This window comes from Agrobacterium sp. LY4 (genome assembly GCF_001526585.1).
GTDB classification, from domain to species: Bacteria; Pseudomonadota; Alphaproteobacteria; order Rhizobiales; family Rhizobiaceae; genus Agrobacterium; species Agrobacterium leguminum.
The window spans coordinates 31,766-49,230 of record NZ_ASYA01000011.1 but is presented as its reverse complement, the minus strand read 5'-3'; the positions used below and the strand labels follow the sequence as shown (position 1 = coordinate 49,230).

The window sequence follows — 17,465 nt, the reverse complement described above, 5'->3', positions numbered from 1 at the left end:
CTGCGCCGTTTGCGGCAGTTGATTATCCGGCTATGGAGCAGGCATGCCCGACACGCCCCGATTTTTCCGTTACGCGGTTTTAGCGGCCATGTTTCCCGTGGCCGTTCTCGGCCTGGTGGCAACCCCCAACGAGTATCGCGCCATCGGCGTCGAGGCCGTCGATTGCGATGGCCCCATATCCGTTCTGATTGCCGCGGTGCCGGCGCTTGCGGCCTATGCAATTATCGGCTGGATGTTTCTCTCCGGAGCCAAGCGCCATCGCTCGCTGATTTCAGCCTGTTTTTGCGGACTTGTTTGCCTGGCGCTCGTCTGGAACATCGGCATGGCGCTTCAGGAACAGCGGCGAAACGCGACTGAAACGGCATGCGGTTTCAGTAGTCGGTTGTGACCGCGCTCCGCCCCAGTTTTTCTCTAACATCCCGCCTGTTCAACGGAACCGAAGGTTCCGGCGTGTGAGCTGATCGACGGAGGTGCAGCCCATCAGCTTCATGCCGCGCTCGATTTCGATGCGCATCAGCTCGAGCGCCCGTTCGACGCCCGGTTGCCCGGCAGCAGCCAGGGGGAAAAGGTAATAGCGGCCGAGCCCCACGGCTTTTGCACCGAGGGACAGTGCTTTCAGAACATGGGTGCCGCGCTGCACGCCGCCATCCATCATCACATCGATCCGGTCGCCGACCGCATCGACGATCTCGGCCAGCTGATCGAAGGCGCTGCGGGAGCCATCGAGCTGGCGCCCGCCGTGATTGGAAAGCACGATGCCGCTGCAGCCGATCTCCACGGCGCGTCTGGCGTCGTCCACCGACATGATGCCTTTTAGGCAGAACGGCCCGCCCCATTCGCGCACCATCTGCGCCACGTCGTCCCAGTTCATCGAAGGGTCGAGCATGTCGGTGAAATAGCGGCTGATGGAAAGAGCGCCGCCGTCCATTTTAATGTGGTCGTCGAGCTGCGGCAGGCTGAAGCGCTCATGCGTCAGGTAATTGATGCCCCAGGCCGGCTTGATGGCGAATTGCGCGATGCCGGAAAGATTGAGCTTGAACGGAATGGCAAAGCCGGTGCGCTTGTCGCGTTCGCGGTTGCCACCGGTAATACTGTCCACCGTCAGCATCATCGTCTCGACACCGGCGCTCTTGGCGCGCGCCATCATATCGCGGTTGAGGCCGCGGTCCTTGTGGAAATAGAACTGATAGACCTGCGGGCCGCCGCTGATCCGGCGCGCTTCTTCAAGGCTCGTGGTGCCGAGCGAGGATACGCCGAACATCGTGCCGTATTTCCCCGCCGCTGCCGCAACCGCCCGTTCCCCCTGATGGTGGAAGAGGCGTTGCAGCGCCGTCGGCGAACAATAGACCGGCATGGACAGCTTCTGCCCCATGACGGTGACCGACATATCCACATCGGCCACGCCCCGCAACACATCGGGAACGAGATCGCATTTTTCGAAGGCGGCCGTGTTTCGCCGATACGTCACCTCGTCATCGGCGGCGCCGTCTATATAATTGAAGATCGGTCCGGGCAGACGCTGTTTGGCCATGCGGCGAAAATCGTGGAAATTATAGCAGTCTTTGAGTTGCATCTTTTACTCGACCGGTCCGGTTTGAAAGCTTTCAAAAGAGTGTCGGAAACCTATACCGGAGATTTAGAGCGGGCAATCAGGCCACGGACGATTTCCGCAGGCTCGAAGCGATGGATGCCGCGAGGTTGGAACGGCAGGAGATGTTCCGCACCGAGAAGCTTCGCTGAAAGCCAGAGAACCGACATCCACATTTCCGTGCCCTGCAACCCGGCCGGATGCCCCTCGGCGAAGGCAAAGCCCCTGTTTCTTTGCCAGCGCCCCTCATTTCGGCGCAGAATTTCGCGGGCGATTTCCTTCGCCTCGTCCTGCCGGTGATCCGTCTGTTTCAGGCACAGAAGAAGCGGATGGATCGTATCGAGCAGGTTGCAGGCATTAAAATCTTCGCCATGGAAACCGCCATAGGCACGATAGTTGGCGATAACGGAGTCTATTGCTGCTTCCGGATAGGGAACGGGCAGGCCGAATTGTGCGTAAGAGCCGCGGGTAAGCCGGTAAAAGCCGTTGACCGGTTGCAGCAGGCCCTGCGCGGCAGTCGGCTCACCCCAAAGCCCGGTGGTTTTATCCACATTCATCGCCAGCCAGCCGAAGAGAACGGTGAGGTTGTCGCCGGATGTGAAATAGCGCCTGTTGAAATAAAGCGCTGTGGCGATGGCGTCTATGGTGGCGCCGCAGTGCCATGCACGGCTTTGCCACGGCAACTCTTCCAGCAGGAGGATGAGTTCGTCGGCGCGCAGACGCTCCACGAAAGCGATCGGCTGTTTCGGCGCGGCGCTGAAACATTCAAGCGCATATCCGACAGCCAGAATAGTATAGAGGACGGCAGGGTCCTTCTCGGGAGGCGTCGAGGGGCGGTGGTGACGGTTAAGAAACAGCCCCGTTTCCTGATCCTGCAGGGCCTGAAGATTGGCCACAGTTTTTCCGGCATCGAAAGCGATCTTTTCCTGTCCGAAGGCTGCTGCGATCTCGATGGCATCGCACAGATGCCTGACGCTTTCGACCTCACGTCCGGATGCATCGGCGGAACGATAGATGCCATCCTCGCCATAGGAGCGGATGGCGGCAAGCCAGTCGTCGGCAATCTCCTTACCGAGTTCTTGCAGCAGGCCATCGGGCTCCATCAGCTTCGGCGCGGCCGCTTTTTCTCCGCGATATCGCAGAACCCGGGCGGGAACGCCACCTGCAATGGCCATGGCGGGAATGTCCTTCGCCACCACCGCGCCTGCGGCAATAATTGCGCCGCGCCCTATCTTCACGCCATCCAGCACAACCGCATTGGCGCCGATCCAGACGTCGTCACCGATCTCTATCCCGAGCGAGGTCAGCGGTTGGCGATAGATCGGAGTTTCAATGTCGTCGAAGCCATGGTTGAAGCCGACGATGCTGACATGTGAGGCGATGCGTACGCCATTGCCGATTTTCACCTTACCGGAAAGGCAGGCATAGGGGTTGATCGAGACATTTTCGCCGAGTTCGATATCGCCGCGCACGATTGCGTAACCGGCGATCCAGGACTGCGCACCCATAAGGAGTCTATCCGTATGCACCTCGGCCCTGGCGGCGATGTAGGCGCCCTGCCCGAAAACGGTGTTGGCAGAGCGCTCAAGGCCGCGTAACCGCGCCTGATGGTCGGGGCTGTCGATATCCTCCTGCTTCCGCTCCCAGGTCAGGATGTTCAGTCGATCCGGTCTCTGGGAAACACCCGGTGTGTCGTCGGTCATCTCCGTCAGCCTGCGCGGTTTTCATCGAGAGCATAGGCGGGAACGCGCCGCCCCTCCCGTTTGAACATCTCTTCCAGCCTCGGGAGATCGGGACTTTCGGGGAGGGCAGCCAATGCTGCCTCTGCTTCTTTGCCGGTTGGCAGTGCCATGGCCGCCGTCACGAGCAGCGTTTCCCCGGAGGCGATGGTGCCGCGCAATTGCGGAACAAGGGTTCTGGCGTGAATGAGGTTGGTATTGGCGATTGCCTGATGGCACACGCCTTCGCGCTGAATGCCAGCCGAAAGATCGACGATGAGGCTGGTGTCAGTCTGTCCGTAACAGACAGCGCGACCTTCACTCGCCTCGGTGCGGTCGCGGTTGAAATCGGCGCGTTCTATGGCGAATCCGCCTTCCGATGTTTGCAAGGGGCGCGGGGTGCGGATGCGGTGCAGCCTTATGTGCCAGGGGTTTTGCGGTACGAGCCAGGTCTCGATCTCGACATCCGCCCATGGCCGCCAGCGGGAGTAGAGGCAATCCCCGGCGATCAACGCCTCTTCCATCGTCTCGCGGGTGCGGAAGTGCACGCCGTCGTCGGAAAGGCCGAGCATGCCATCGAAACTCGCGGCGGCGAAATGCCGGTCATCCGCCTCGACATTGAAGGCATAACGGGTGGAATAGACGAACTTCGAATATTTTTCCTGTGCGCCACGCATCCTGTCGTGCTGCTGCCCGGAGGACAGGACCACGATATTGCCCGGCGTATGAAAGGCCACCATGCCCGGCTCCGCGAGGGGAACCGGTTCGGCAAATTCCTGCGGTTCGGCCTCTTCCGCAGTCCAGAACGGGTGATCGGCGGGCAGCGCCAGCGGCAGGAAAAATTTAAGCGCCCAATAGGGCGAGCAGGGAGAATTATAGCTCTCGCTCATCAGAAGGTTTGGATAGGCATATCCGACCGACAGGACGCCGTCGCGGTCCGCGATAGGCCGCTTCGACCACCAGCGGATATGGCGCATGTAATAACCCTTGATCTCCGGCCACGGCAGCGCTTCCAGACCGGAAAAGGCAAGAGCGCCCCAGAAACCGCCCGCCGCAAAACGGTAGGTCTGGCTGCGCCCGAAGGCGAGCGATGCCCCGTCGGACCCGAACCAGTGGCGTATGTCACGGGTGAAAATGCGCGAGCGTTCGAGCAAGCGTGTTTTTCGCTTGTCATCACCTTTCGCCAGCACCGTATAGATCAGGCCGTAAAAATGCATGGCGAAGGGAATATAATGGTCGACCCGGCGCACCGGCCCGTCGCGATACCAGCCGTTGCCGATATCGAAAGCCTCGAGTTCATCGAGATAGGTTTGGGTCTTGGTCCGGTCGAATTCCACGCCGACCCGCTCCAGCCCGAGATCGATCAGAACACGGAAGAATTTCCAGTTATTGTCGACGAATTCCCGCTCGCGGGCGGCCAGAAGATAGGCGGCGACAGCCTGCCTGTCCGTTTCGGCAAGCGGCTCCCAGATATGTTCGGGAACCATGGCGAGCGCAAATCCTATCGCCGCCAGTTCGACCAGCCGCTGGTGCCGATCAGCCGTGTCGCCCCAATATTCGGGGTGGGCGGGGTTGGCGCCATTGGCCAGTCCACGTCTGTAGAGATCCCAGTGGGGAAAGTCATAACCGCCGGCGGCAAGCGGAACGATGCCCCATAATGGCCGGGCAAAACCTTCCAGTTCCGCCGCAGGAAAATCGAAAATCGCCCCCGTTGCTCCGAGCCGCACCCGCGCGCCGCCCGGTGAAAAACAAGCAAGCAGCGGGTTGAAGAGATCGATCACCGCCTTTGCGAGATCGTCCCTGCCGAGAAGCGGATTGTGAAAGAGCGGATTGGCTGTGGCGGTCTCGTGAGGCACGGTTACGAATGTCCGGAATTCATGATCTAGGAAAGGGCCGCAGGCTCATCGCCCGCGGCCCTGTGGCAATTATTTGATGGCATTGACGCCGTCATTCATGTCCTTGATGCCGTCATCGATGGAAATATTGTCGGTCATCAGCGCGTCATGCACGCGGTTCAGAACGACTTCGATCTTAGCTGCATTCGGGTTGACCGCCATTTCCAGATAGGCCTTGCCCGCCTGCAGCGCGTCCTTGCTGTTTTTGTCCTGCGGGAAGCCCGGCAGCGCTGCGATCTTCTCGGCCACATCATCGGTTCTGAGCGCAGGGAAAGTGCCGGTGGAGGCGATGATCGCCGCACCCTCAGGTCCGGTAACGAAGTGTATGAAGTCCAGCGCGGCTTCCTTGTGGCCGGAATTGGCATTGACCGATAATCCGGCAATCTGCGCGGCTGTCGCGCCGGCCGCCACCCCATCCGGATGGGGGAATTTCACGATGCCCCAATTGACGCTTTTCGACTCGCCGGATTTCACCTTGGCGATCTGGGTGCCGACAAACCATGTTCCCATGGGCAGCATGCCGATCGTTCCGTTGAAGAACAGAGCGGAGTAATGGGTGTTCGAGGTTTTCAGCGAGGCGTAGGACGGTATCGCGCCGCTTTTCTGCAGGGCAAGCGCACGCTCATACCAGGGTTTCAGGAATTCATAATTGCCGTCCACCAGCGTGTGCTTGCCATCCTGAATACCGGGCAGCTGCACCGTCGAACGCCAGGTGTGCAGCAGTGCGCCATAGGTGCGGTTGGCGCCCATGCCGCCCTTCAGCTTGCCGGCGATTTCATCGAACTGCGCCCAGCTCATGTCGTTGGTGGGGTAAGGCACGCCGGCCTTGTCGAAAATATCCTTGTTGTAATAGACCACCCAGAAATCCGAGCGGAACGGCAGGGCGTAAATCTTGCCGTCGATGGTCAGCTCCTCGATCAGGCCGCCATAGGGGGCCGTCTCGATCTTCTGGTCTTTGATGAAGCCGCTGAGATCGGTGATGTTGCCGGCGCGCACCAGATTGGCGTAGCCGGGCACATCCTTGATGGTGACGACATCGATATCCTTGGAGCCACCCGTGAGCTGCGTGGATATCATCTGCGTATAATCCTGTGAGCCGAGGTCGACCACCTCGAACGTCACATTCGGATGCTTCTGCTTGTAGGCCTCCATCAAGGGCTTGAAATAAGCGCCCTTGTCCAGGTCCCACAGCGCCCATTTTAGCGTGACGGGCGCATCGCCCGCAGCGAACGCCGTTCCTCCCATGCCCATGGCAATGCCGAGACCGGCGGTTGCGAGAGCGAATGCACGTCTGGTTGTCTTAAACTCCATAGCCCGTTTCTCCTTCCCTGACTGATGTCGTTTTGATTTCGGTCTGTCTTAGGCGCCGCTCCCTGCCGGTTCGGGCATCCGTGCGCGTGTTTTTGCGGCGGCGTTTCTCGCTGCGAAACAGAAGGCGAACATGCCGAGCGAAAAATTGATGGTGGCCGGCATGAACACCGACACCGGATAAAATAGGATATGCGCTAGCCAGAGCGCTGCGACGAAGCCGAGCGCCGCAAGCATCGGCAATGGCCTGGTAAGCGCCAGAAACGCCGCCTGCCGCAGGGTTTCCGAAAGCCGCAGGTCCCGCTTGGCCAGAACAACGCTGGCATAGGCGCTGAGGAGGATGAGAAACAGCGTGACCGCCAGGCTGATCGCAAAAGGCAGGCTATAGACGAGCTGAAGCCGGGCGGCCCCGGCATAGCTGACAGTCGCATAAGCACCGGCGCTCACCAGCAGGGCGCTTAAAACCACAAGCGCGGTGCCGCGCACAGCGAATTTCCGCAAGGCCTCGAGAAAGTCGCGCAGCAGATAGGTATTCTCGTCATTTGCGAAGGAAACAGAGATGCGGGCCATGGCCAGCATCGCCGCCGGCATCGTCACTACCGGCAGGCTGGCGATGATGAAGAGGAGGTTGAGCTTTACCATCTCCCACCATTCGCGCTTGATGATATCGAGGAACAGGGCAAGGCCGGTCAGCGGCGGGGCGTTCTTGTCGATCCCGGCCCCTTCCTTTGTCCATAACCCTTCCAGCCATTGCATCGCGTTTCTCCCCGTCGCCTCAATAAAGGATCGATCGCTCGGTGGCGGGATCGAAAAGCTGCGCATTCGTCAGATCGGCCACCAGTTCGACGGGATCGCCGATCTTCGCCCTGAAACGCGGTGAGACGCGTGCGACGAGGTTTCTGCCGCCGGAGACGAGGTTGAGATGCACTTCCGATCCCATCGGCTCCGCCAGTTCCACCGTCGCCCGAAAGGGTGCGACATTGGCGGCCTCGATATCCGCCGGGGCGAATTCGTGGAAGTTTTCCGGACGGATACCGAGAACGATGTCCTTTCCTTCATGGGGGAGCAGGCGTGCGGTATCGATGCCCGCCGGCAGAGGCAGCGGATTGCCGTCGAACAGGGCGGTGAAGCGGTCGCCGTCGCGGCGCAGCGTGACTGGCAGCATGTTCATCTGCGGCGCGCCGATGAAACCCGCGACGAACATGTTGATCGGCCGGTCGTAAAGATTTTGCGGCGTATCCACCTGCTGGATATGCCCGTCCTTCATCACCACGATGCGGTCCGCCATGGTCATGGCTTCCACCTGATCGTGGGTGACGTATATGAAGGTGGCGTCCAGCCGCTTGTGGAGCTTGGAGATTTCCGAACGCATGGTGCCGCGCAGCTTGGCGTCGAGATTGGAAAGCGGCTCATCGAGCAGGAAGACTTCCGGGTTGCGCACCATGGCCCGGCCGAGCGCGACACGCTGGCGCTGGCCGCCGGAGAGCGCTTTCGGCTTGCGGTTCAAGAGATGGGTGATGTCGAGAATTTTCGCCGCATCCTTGACCTTGGTGTCGATGAGATCGCGCGGCGCCTTTCGGAGTTCCAGACCGAAGGCCATGTTCTTGTAGACCGTCATGTGCGGATAAAGCGCATAGTTCTGGAACACCATGGCGATGTCGCGATCCTTCGAGGGCACATCGTTCATCACGTCCTCGCCGATGCGCAACTCGCCGCCGGAGATTTCCTCCAGCCCGGCGATCATCCTGAGCGTCGTGGATTTTCCGCATCCGGAAGGGCCGACCAGAATGATGAATTCCTTGTCGGCAATATCCAGATCGATATCGTGAACGACCTTGAGCGCGCCGAAGGTCTTGTTGAGTTTTTTCAGGGAAATGCTAGCCATCTGTTCCTCGCGCTCACCAATAGGAAGACCAGTTGCGCGAAAGCCGGATCAGCGCTTCCAGATAATAATAATCGCCCCAGGAGACACACTCATCGACGCCTTCGCCCCGGCAGGTATTATGGGGCGTCTTCTTGGAATAGGTGCCGTGCAGAAGCTGCCCGTTGGAGATCGCGGGATCGCGAACCGAATAGATATCGGCGAGGCTTTTCACCATGCGCCTTGCCAGATCGCGATATTCCGCGGCCTTTTCCGGCGTCTCCAGCTCCGCCATTTCCAGGAGGCCACAGGCGACGATGGCCGCCGCCGAGCTGTCGCGCGGTTCGCCATCGCCATCCGCAAAAATCAGGTCCCAATAGGGTACGAGATCGTCGGGCAGGCGTTTGAGATAGAAGGCGAGAAGCCGCTCGAAGGTGTCGCGATAGGCGGGCAGGCGCTCATATCGATAGGAAATGGCCATGCCGGCAATGCCCCAGGCCTGTCCGCGGGCCCAGTAGCTCTCATCGCTGTAACCCTGTTTTGTGACGCCGCGCACCGGCGCGCCGGTCTCCGGGTCCATGTAAAATGTATGATAGGTGGAATCGTCCGGCCGGACGGAATGGGCAAGCGTGGTGCGGGCATGGGCAAGCGCCACGGTGCGGTAGTCTTCCCGGCCGGTTTCGCGGCTCGCCCAATAAAGCAGCGGCAGGTTCAAAAGGCAGTCGATGATATAGCGATATTCGTTGGGATTATCCCTGCGGCCCCAGGCCTGGATGAATTGCCCGACCGGCTGGAACCGCTCCATCAACTGGTCCGCCGCCATCAGCGCCGCGCGCCGGCCATCCTCATCGCCCACCAGTTTCCATGCGGCGATGCAGGAGGGCGAGTAGAGAAAGCCCATATCGTGGTGGTCGGTCTCGATGCGGTTTTCGATACGGTGCAGGAAACTCTGCACCTGAATTTGCGCCGCGTGTTGGAAGGTCCTGTCGCCGGTGTGCTCGAAGGCGAGCCATATCTGGCCGGGCCAGAAACCGGCGGTCCATTGGTCGTTGGCGACTGCCGGGTAAAAGTTCTTCACGCTCGAATGGTTCTGCGCCGCATAGGTAAATTGCGGCAGGTTGCGCCTGACCTGCGCGACGGCCACAGCCAGCGCAGCATCGATTTCGGCGTCTGTGATCGCGGTTGGGAGGGACGTGGTCAAATCGAGCATGAAATCAACCCTTGAGGCCGGTGGAGGCGACGCCTTCGACAAAGAAGCGCTGCAACGCCAGGAAAACGACGAGAACCGGGACAAGCGCCACGACCGAGGCGGCCATGATCAATCCGTATTCCGCCGAATATTGCGAAATGAACATGCGCAGGCCGATCTGGATGGTCTTCAGCTCGGTCTTGGTGAGATAGATCATCGGACCCATGAAGTCGTTCCAGGTCGTGACGAAGGTGAATATCGTCAAGGTGGAAAGCGCGGGTTTGGAAAGCGGCAGCATGATCTTCGCCCAGATCTGGTATTCATTCATGCCGTCGATGCGCGCCGCCTCGCAGAGCTCATTCGGGATCGACATGTAGAATTGCCGCATCAGGAAAACGCCGAAGGCGGTAAAGGCCTGCAGGAAAATCAGGGCGAGATGGGTGTTGTTGAGCCCGAATTCGCGCATCAACAGAAACTGCGGCACCATATAGACCTGCCAGGGCATGGCAATGGTGGCGATATAGCCGAGAAACAGCGTGTTCTTGTAGGGAAAATGCAGCTTGGCGAAGGCGTAGGCCGCAAAGCTTGAGGTCAGCAATTGCAGCAATGTGACGATGATCGTCAGCTTCGACGTGTTGTAGATGAATAGCGCCAGCGGGATTTTAGTCCAGATTTCCACATAGTTCTCCCAGCGCGGCTGAGAGGGGATCCATTCGATCGGGAACGCGAAGACGTCGCGGCTGAGTTTCAGCGATGCCGACAGCATCCATGCGAAGGGCAGAAGCATGACGATGGTGACGACGATGACCGTCAGATAGATGCCGATCGTGGCGGCGGGGATTTTGCGGCCCATGATGCGCATGGATCAATCCTCCCGCTGCCGTTTGAACTGAACGATGGTGACCATCAGGACGAGGAAGAACAGGACGAGGGCGATCATGCTGGAATAGCCGAGATCCCAGGAGATGAAGGCCTCATTGTAGATGTGATAGACGAGAACCAGCGTTGAGGTACCGGGACCGCCCTGCGTGATCATATAGACCTGATCGAAAACCTTGAAGGACTGGATCGTCAGCATGACGGTGACGAAGAAGGTCGTCGGCGCAAGCTGCGGCAGGGTGACGTGGATGAATTTCTGCCAGGCATTGGCGCCATCCAGCCCCGCGGCTTCATAAAGCTCCGAATTGATGCCCTGCAGCCCGGCGAGATAGATGACCATGTAATAACCCATGCTCTTCCACACGCCGAAGAGAATGACCGTGACCATGGCCCAGTGCCGGTCCGCCGCCCATCCCGGCATGTCGGCGGGATCGAGGCCGAGCGTATAGAGCAGCATGTTGACCGGACCCATCTCCGGATTGAAAATCATGTTCCAGACGACGGCCACGGCGACCAGCGATGCGACATAGGGAAAGAACATGGCCGTGCGGAAGAAATTGCGGCCGCGGATTTTCTGGTTGAGCAGGATCGCAAGGCCGAGTGCGCAGGCGAGCGTGGCCGGCACCGACGCGACGGTGTAGATGACCGTGTTCCAGAAGGCCGCGATGAAGGCCCTGTCCTCGAAAAGCCGCCAGAAATTATCGAGACCGGCGAAACGCATGGCATTGGAGCCATCCCAATGCATGAAGGCCAGCGCAAAGGCAAAGAGGATCGGTCCGAGCGTAAAAATCGCAAAGCCGAGAAAATTGGGGGCAATGAAGGAATAGGCGACGAGCGCATTTTCTATTCCGCGCCGCCGTTTGGAGACGATGCGGAGTTTTTTCCTGCGATACGGAGTCGCCTGCTTGTCGGACATGGTCGCGGTTGCGATTGCCACAGCATATCTCCCATTGCCGCCGTTTCACTGTTTCATCGGTGCCGGCTGCCTGCATTTTCCATTGCGGTCCGGGTCTTCGCCCTGCCGCCTCCCGCGCTCTGGATAACACAATATCGATATTGGTCAAACAACTTTGCATAAAGTCAGACAAATTTTCTGGTTTTTCAAAAATACGTATGATAGGAGGCCCATATCGGATTGCGGAACGCGCGGGAGGTTTGAGGGCGTGTTTGTCGAAATGATGCGGCTTCTGCCAGAACGGTTCGCCGATTTCGGCGCGGAACTGACGGCGCAGAAAATACGGTCTTCAGCACCGGGCGCGGTTTCCCGTAGTCTCATCGAGGCGGCGGAAGAGACGCTTGACGAGCCTTGGTCTGTCATTCTGGCGGGCGACTACCGGGAATATAGCCGCACTGGCAATCGCGATCGTTTCGAGGCACTTTATTTTTCCCGGCGACTGAAGTTGAACGCGCTGGTTCTTGGAGAATGCGCCGAGGGGCAGGGCCGCTTTCTCGATGCCATCATCGATGGTCTTTGGCTGATATGCGAGGAGAGCGGCTGGCAATTGCCCGCCCATAATTCCCATATTCGCGGCGGCCCACGAGATCCTCTGCCCGATCCGCAAAACCCGGTGATCGACCTGTTCGCTGCCGAAACGGGCGCCAATCTCGCTTTGTGCCTGCATTTGCTGGCACCGGAACTGGAAAGGGCAAATGCAAACCTCGTTTCCCGCGTCCGCGCCGAGATCGACAGACGCATTACGAGGCCCTATCTCGCCCGGCATTTCTGGTGGATGGGGAATGGCGACGAGCGGATGAACAACTGGACGGCCTGGATCACCCAGAACGTCCTTCTCTCGACCCTGCTATTGCCCACCGACCAGTCGACGAGGCGTACGGTCGTGGAAAAGGCGCTCAAGAGCCTCGATGCGTTTCAGAAGGATTATGCGGAAGACGGCGCCTGCGAAGAGGGCGTTCTTTATTATGGCCACGCGGCACTTTGCCTGTTCGGGGCGATGAGCATTCTCGAAGCCTCCGCGCCCGGCTCCATGGCGCCGCTCTTTCATGCGCCGAAGCTGCGCAGCATGGCCGAATTCATTCTCAACATGCACGTGGCGGAAGACCGGTTTTTCAACTTCGCCGATGCGCCGGCGAAGGTCGAGACATCCGGCGTGCGGGAATATCTTTTCGGCAAGGCCGTTTCTTCGCCACGGCTTCAGGCTTTCGCTGCTAGCTGCTGGAACCGCTCACCGGACCGGCTGATGTGCAAGGAGTGGAACCTCTGGTATCGGGTCCAGGCAGTGCTTGCCATCCCGGAATTATCCGCGCTTATTCCTGCGGAACCGGCAAAGACCGACATCGCCTATCCCGGCATCGGTCTGGCGATTGCCCGCGACGGGGTCTTCGATCTTGCCGTGAAGGCGGGCAATAATGGCGAGAGCCACAACCACAATGATGTCGGCAGTTTCACGCTTTATAAGAACGGCAGGCCGTTCATCATCGATGTCGGGGTGGAAACCTACACCGCAAAAACCTTCTCGCCGCAACGCTACGACATCTGGACGATGCAATCGGCCTTTCACAATCTGCCGACTTTCGGCGGCGTCATGCAGGCCGCCGGGGCAGAGTTTACGGCGAGAGATTTTGTGACCGAATTCTCTGAAGAGCAGGCGGAAGTCTCTTTCGATATAGCCGGGGCCTATCCCGCAGTGGCGCGTGTTGAGCACTATCGCCGCCGTGTCCGGCTGCTGCGTGGCAGCCATGTGGAAGTCCTTGACGACTATCAGGGCGGGCAGGAGGCGGTTCTGTCGCTGATGGCTGCCGAGAAGCCCGTCGTCACGCCGGGTCGGCTGATCTTTGCGGGGCTGGGAGAGATAGCCTGCGAAGGTGCAGGAGAACCCGCCATCGAAGCCATAACAATCAACGATGCCCGCCTTCGCCAGTCCTGGCCACCGGTGATCTATCGCATTCTCATCCCCATCGCAGCCCAGCGTCTGTGCCTGACGATCAGTTAAGGAAGTGCCGATGAAACTTACACTCAAGGTCGTCAATGCGGCGGGTGATGTTCTGGCGGAGGCCGGAGCGGAGGACGAAGCTTTGCTCGTCTATCGCGCAGAATATTGCGAGGGCGACGGGCTTGTCGTCGAGGTTTCGCAGCCCGGTCATATCTGGCTTGCGCTCGACGCCGGCATGCCGCCGACGCTGGTTTTCCTGCACGGAAACGAATTCATCCTGCCCATTCCTTCCGCGGCGAAACGCAAGTCCTATCCGCCGCAGGCTTTCAGCGGGAACCTTCACCGGATCGCCGCGCGCCGCACACTTGCCGGTGAAATCGGGGTTCGCAGGAATCTGGCCCTCAACCCGTTTGACGATCATGAAAACACCTCGCTGTTTCCGCACGTTTATGCGAGCACGGAAACGCGGGGGGAGGCGGCCTTCGCAGCCCGCAATGTCATCGATGGTGAAAAGGCGAGCGCGGGCCACGGCTTCTGGCCCTATACAAGCTGGGGCATCAACCGCGATCCCGAAGCTTCGCTGACCCTCGTATTCGGCCGCACGGTCCTCATCGACCAGCTGACTTTTTACCTGCGGGCGGACTTTCCCCATGATGCCTGGTGGGAAAAAGCGAGCGTCACTTTTTCCGACGGCGAAAGCGCAAGCTTTTCCCTGCAAAAAACCGGAGCTGCCCAGAGTTTCCCGGTCGCACCGCGCCAGGTGGAATGGATTCGTCTGCATGATCTAAAAAAAGCCGACGATCCTTCGCCTTTTCCCGCGCTGACGCAGATCGAGGTCTGGGGAGCGGATCTGCGGGAAGCGCCGTAGCTCCTGATCGCCCCTTTCGGGCACAGAGCTACGACCCGGTTTTACTGAAAACCCTTTAGCTGTGCGCGATGCCGCGCAGATCGCGCATCATGTCGCGGTAGCGGTGCTGGCTGCCGCGCAGATGCGCCTGCATCGCCAGCTTCGCGGCCTGTTCGTTCCGGTCCGATATGGCGATGACGATGGCTTCATGTTCCTTGTGGATCAATCGCCGGTAAGCTGTCTGGTCGTTCTCGCCGGTTTCGGAAACCACGCGCGATTGTGGAATCACGGCCTGACCGTGCAGCTCGAGGAACTGGGTGAAAAGCGGATTGTTGGTGGCGGCCGCAATGGCCAGATGCAGCGCCAGATCCGCCTCGCGAATGGAGCGGTTCTCCTCGATACATTGCAGAAGCCGGGCGTGACAGTCGAAAATCGCTTCCTCCTGCGATGGCGAACGACGAAGGGCGGCGAGCCCCGCCGCTTCGATTTCGAGCGGCGTTCTGATTTCCAGCACCTCCAGATCGGAAGAGAGCCGGGCGCGGTCGATACCGGGTGTGGGCGACGCGTCCTTTTCACGCTTCAGCACGAAAATGCCCGCCCCCTGACGCACCTCCACCAGCCCGTCGCAGCGTAGCGCCGTCACCGCCTCGCGCACCACGGTGCGGCTGACGCCATGGGTTTCCGTCATCTCGATTTCGCTGGGCAGGCGGTCACCGGGTCCATATTGCCCGGAGGCAATCGCATTTCTCAGGCTGAGGCTAACTCTGCTGACCAGAGAACCGGAGGATTTGCTGCGCTGTTTTTGCTGTTCAGGCACGTCGGTCACCATGCATTGAAATCGAGGCAGGCGTGAAGCCTGTCAAATATGTATGATGAATTTCAATAAAACTCAATGATCATACCAATTTTACCCACTTTCATGCAAATGTTTCATATCTTGCAAGATTGGCGTTGAGCACCTCCATGATGGCGTCTCGTGCCGGATCGCGCGCATTCTTCAACCAGGCGACCGAAAGCGGCAATTTGCTGATCATGGTTCCGGGTTCGACCGTCAGGGGAATGAAGCAGACGCCGCTGACTGCCAGCCGCGAGGTCCATTGGGGAACGATCGCGATGCCTATTTCCGCCGCCACCAGATTGACGATGGTCTGTTTCTCATCCGCCAGCTGGGCGATACGCGCCTGAAGCCCCGCTTCGGTGAAAAGCTTGATCGTCAGATCATGGCTGTGCGGCCTCGACCGGCGTTCCGGGACAATCAGCGGTTCGTCCGCAAGTTCCCTGATGCACAGGCTTTCCCGTTTCGCCAGCCGATGATTGACGGAGACGGCGACAACCGCCGTTTCGTGAAACAGCCTCTGCGTCTTGATATGGCGGTCGATGATATCAGGCGGACGGATGAAGGCTAGGTCTATCCTGCCGGAAAGCAGGCGCGGAATGAGGCGTATCGTCTTGTCCTCGATCAGCTGGGTGGCGATTGAGGGATGGAGAACGCGCAGATCGTGCAGCAGCATGGGCAGAAGCCCGGCGGCAGCGCTGTCGATGGCTCCGATCCGGACGACTTTTTCACCCTCGCCGCCGGAGGCGCGAAAGCGCGCCACCAGTGCATCGGCCTTTTCCACGAGCTGCCGCGCTTCCGGCAAAAGCATCGCGCCATCCGTGGTCAAGCCAACATTGCGCGTGGTTCGCAGGACGAGCTTGGTGCCGAGCGCGTCCTCAAGCAGCCTGATGTGCCGGCCGAGAGAGGCCGGCAACATATCTAGCTTTTGTGCGGCCCGTCCGAAATGCAATTCTTCCGCAACGCAGACGAAGCATCGCAACTGGCCGAGTTCCATGGCGTTCTCCTTATTATATCAAAAAATTATATAATTTTCTGTCGATTGAGGTCAACGGCGTCCAGGAGGAAAAGGGTTGATCAGCGCAGGAGGTGCGCTCATCGATTTCAAACTGGGAGGAAAATGCCGTGGCCAGCGAGCTGGAAACGCGCGTCTTGCGCAAAATTACATTCCGCATCGTACCCTTCATCATGCTGCTCTACTTCATCGCGTTCCTGGACCGCGTGAACATCGGTTTTGCGGCCTTGACCATGAATCAGGATCTTGGTTTCTCATCCACCGTGTTCGGCATCGGCGCCGGCATTTTTTTCCTCGGCTATTTTCTGTTCGAGGTTCCCTCCAACCTGATCCTGAACAAGGTCGGCGCCCGTATCTGGATCGCGCGGGTAATGATCACCTGGGGGTTCATTTCGGGGGGCATGGCCTTCGTCCAGGGCATTCCGAGCTTCTATACGCTGCGGTTCTGCTCGGAATTGCCGAAGCCGGCTTTTTCCCCGGCATCATTCTGTATCTGAGCTTCTGGTTTCCTGCCCGCCGCCGCGCCGCCGTGACCGCGATCTTCATGGCGGCCGCGCCGCTATCGACGGTGCTCGGTTCGCCGATTTCCGGTGCGCTGATGGAAATGCACGGGTTGCTGGGTCTTGCCGGCTGGCAGTGGATGTTCCTGATCGAAGCCGCACCCGCCGTCATTCTCGGCGTTGTCGTCCTGTTTTATCTGACGGACCGCCCGGAAAAAGCCAATTGGCTGACGACGGAGGAGCGGGACTGGCTCGTCAAGACCATGAACGAGGAACAGGCATCGAAGGCCGCCAAGTCGAGCTATAGCATCTGGGCAGGTCTTGCGGACATGCGTGTCCTTGCGCTTTCGCTCGTCTATTTCGGCACGTCCGCCGGGCTTTATACGCTTGGCATCTGGGCGCCTCAGATCATCAAGCAATTCGGCCTTTCGTCACTTCAGGTCGGCTTCATCAATGCCATTCCCGCCATTTTCGCCGTAGTGGCGATGGTTCTCTGGGCACGCCATTCCGACAGGACAGGCGAACGCACATGGCATGTCGTCGGTGCATGCCTGTTGGCGGCGGTGGGTCTTGCTTTTGCAACCGGCGCCGCCTCGGTCTTTGCCGTCCTCATCGCGCTGACGCTGGTCAATATCGGCATCAGCTGCTCGAAGCCGCCTCTCTGGAGCATGCCCACGCTGTTCCTGTCCGGGCCGGCTGCGGCCGCCGGCATCGCCACCATCAATTCCATCGGTAATCTCGGCGGTTTCGTCGGCCCCTCCGTCATCGGCTGGGTCAAGGACCAGACCGGAGGTTTCAGCGGCGGCCTCTATTTCGTCGCCGGCCTTCTGCTTCTGTCGGCCGTTCTTACCCTCATCCTGTCGAAGACAAGCCAAAAAAGCGCCGAAGCCGCCAATGCGGCAAGCCAGCGCCCTTAACCAGCAATATCGTAACGGAGAC

General features: G+C 59.5%; 14 protein-coding genes and 1 pseudogene. 4 read left to right on the top strand and 11 right to left on the bottom strand.

Going from position 1 to position 17,465, the window contains the following annotated elements; all coding sequences use genetic code 11:
- Positions 1–43 precede the first annotated feature (43 nt).
- Entirely contained in the window at positions 44–388 is a 345-nt protein-coding gene (locus L904_RS10490) for a hypothetical protein (RefSeq protein WP_003519655.1), read from the top strand.
- Between the two features lie 39 nt (positions 389–427).
- Here the strand turns inward: L904_RS10490 and L904_RS10485 are convergent, their stop codons facing one another.
- The 9 genes from L904_RS10485 to L904_RS10445 all read right to left on the bottom strand — a co-directional run bounded on the left by L904_RS10485 (position 428) and on the right by L904_RS10445 (position 11,354).
- Positions 428–1,573 (bottom strand): alpha-hydroxy acid oxidase, encoded by a 1,146-nt coding sequence (locus tag L904_RS10485; protein ID WP_003519654.1) that lies wholly within the window; start codon positions 1,571–1,573, stop codon positions 428–430.
- Between the two features lie 50 nt (positions 1,574–1,623).
- Positions 1,624–3,291 (bottom strand): acyltransferase, encoded by a 1,668-nt coding sequence (locus L904_RS10480; RefSeq protein WP_035264880.1) that lies wholly within the window; start codon positions 3,289–3,291, stop codon positions 1,624–1,626.
- Positions 3,292–3,296: 5 nt separating this feature from the next.
- Positions 3,297–5,162, bottom strand: a complete 1,866-nt coding sequence (locus tag L904_RS10475; RefSeq protein ID WP_035264878.1) for a DUF2264 domain-containing protein — start codon at positions 5,160–5,162, stop codon at positions 3,297–3,299.
- Positions 5,163–5,231: 69 nt separating this feature from the next.
- The gene (locus L904_RS10470; protein WP_035264876.1) at positions 5,232–6,512 is read right to left on the bottom strand and encodes an ABC transporter substrate-binding protein; all 1,281 of its coding nucleotides are present in this window, start codon (positions 6,510–6,512) and stop codon (positions 5,232–5,234) included.
- Between the two features lie 48 nt (positions 6,513–6,560).
- Positions 6,561–7,265, bottom strand: coding sequence for a DUF624 domain-containing protein (locus L904_RS10465; RefSeq protein ID WP_035264875.1), 705 nt, complete (start codon positions 7,263–7,265; stop codon positions 6,561–6,563).
- A gap of 19 nt (positions 7,266–7,284) precedes the next feature.
- Positions 7,285–8,394, bottom strand: coding sequence for an ABC transporter ATP-binding protein (locus tag L904_RS10460; RefSeq protein ID WP_035264870.1), 1,110 nt, complete (start codon positions 8,392–8,394; stop codon positions 7,285–7,287).
- A 13-nt stretch (positions 8,395–8,407) separates the two neighbouring features.
- A complete protein-coding gene (locus tag L904_RS10455; RefSeq protein ID WP_035264868.1) occupies positions 8,408–9,580 on the bottom strand; it encodes a glycoside hydrolase family 88 protein in 1,173 nt (390 codons plus the stop codon).
- Positions 9,581–9,584: 4 nt separating this feature from the next.
- Entirely contained in the window at positions 9,585–10,421 is an 837-nt protein-coding gene (locus tag L904_RS10450; protein ID WP_003519646.1) for a carbohydrate ABC transporter permease, read from the bottom strand.
- Positions 10,422–10,424: 3 nt separating this feature from the next.
- Complete coding sequence (locus tag L904_RS10445) at positions 10,425–11,354, bottom strand: carbohydrate ABC transporter permease (protein ID WP_371259430.1); 930 nt, start codon at positions 11,352–11,354, stop codon at positions 10,425–10,427.
- Between the two features lie 247 nt (positions 11,355–11,601).
- Between L904_RS10445 and L904_RS10440 the strand changes: the two genes are divergently transcribed.
- Together L904_RS10440 and L904_RS10435 are read left to right on the top strand one after the other, a co-directional pair.
- Positions 11,602–13,389 (top strand): heparinase II/III family protein, encoded by a 1,788-nt coding sequence (locus L904_RS10440; RefSeq protein ID WP_031233359.1) that lies wholly within the window; start codon positions 11,602–11,604, stop codon positions 13,387–13,389.
- A gap of 10 nt (positions 13,390–13,399) precedes the next feature.
- The gene (locus L904_RS10435; RefSeq protein ID WP_020808598.1) at positions 13,400–14,197 is read left to right on the top strand and encodes a hypothetical protein; all 798 of its coding nucleotides are present in this window, start codon (positions 13,400–13,402) and stop codon (positions 14,195–14,197) included.
- 55 nt (positions 14,198–14,252) lie between these two features.
- On the opposite strand, the gene L904_RS10430 is transcribed toward L904_RS10435, so the two are convergent.
- A complete protein-coding gene (locus L904_RS10430) occupies positions 14,253–15,005 on the bottom strand; it encodes a FadR/GntR family transcriptional regulator (protein WP_020808597.1) in 753 nt (250 codons plus the stop codon).
- A gap of 88 nt (positions 15,006–15,093) precedes the next feature.
- The gene (locus L904_RS10425; protein ID WP_020808596.1) at positions 15,094–16,008 is read right to left on the bottom strand and encodes a LysR family transcriptional regulator; all 915 of its coding nucleotides are present in this window, start codon (positions 16,006–16,008) and stop codon (positions 15,094–15,096) included.
- Between the two features lie 191 nt (positions 16,009–16,199).
- Between L904_RS10425 and L904_RS10420 the strand changes: the two are divergent.
- Positions 16,200–17,443: pseudogene (locus L904_RS10420) on the top strand (MFS transporter).
- The last annotated feature ends 22 nt before the right edge of the window (positions 17,444–17,465 follow it).

Bases quoted from the DNA above. Each gene is read 5' to 3' on its own strand.
- L904_RS10485 (WP_003519654.1), bottom strand. From the start codon at position 1,573: ATGCAACTCAAAGACTGCTATAATTTCCACGATTTTCGCCGCATGGCC.
- L904_RS10460 (WP_035264870.1), bottom strand. From the start codon at position 8,394: ATGGCTAGCATTTCCCTGAAAAAACTCAACAAGACCTTCGGCGCGCTC.
- L904_RS10490 (WP_003519655.1), top strand. From the start codon at position 44: ATGCCCGACACGCCCCGATTTTTCCGTTACGCGGTTTTAGCGGCCATG.
- L904_RS10470 (WP_035264876.1), bottom strand. From the start codon at position 6,512: ATGGAGTTTAAGACAACCAGACGTGCATTCGCTCTCGCAACCGCCGGT.
- L904_RS10430 (WP_020808597.1), bottom strand. From the start codon at position 15,005: ATGGTGACCGACGTGCCTGAACAGCAAAAACAGCGCAGCAAATCCTCC.
- L904_RS10455 (WP_035264868.1), bottom strand. From the start codon at position 9,580: ATGCTCGATTTGACCACGTCCCTCCCAACCGCGATCACAGACGCCGAA.
- L904_RS10445 (WP_371259430.1), bottom strand. From the start codon at position 11,354: ATGTCCGACAAGCAGGCGACTCCGTATCGCAGGAAAAAACTCCGCATC.
- L904_RS10480 (WP_035264880.1), bottom strand. From the start codon at position 3,291: ATGACCGACGACACACCGGGTGTTTCCCAGAGACCGGATCGACTGAAC.
- L904_RS10435 (WP_020808598.1), top strand. From the start codon at position 13,400: ATGAAACTTACACTCAAGGTCGTCAATGCGGCGGGTGATGTTCTGGCG.
- L904_RS10465 (WP_035264875.1), bottom strand. From the start codon at position 7,265: ATGCAATGGCTGGAAGGGTTATGGACAAAGGAAGGGGCCGGGATCGAC.
- L904_RS10425 (WP_020808596.1), bottom strand. From the start codon at position 16,008: ATGGAACTCGGCCAGTTGCGATGCTTCGTCTGCGTTGCGGAAGAATTG.
- L904_RS10450 (WP_003519646.1), bottom strand. From the start codon at position 10,421: ATGCGCATCATGGGCCGCAAAATCCCCGCCGCCACGATCGGCATCTAT.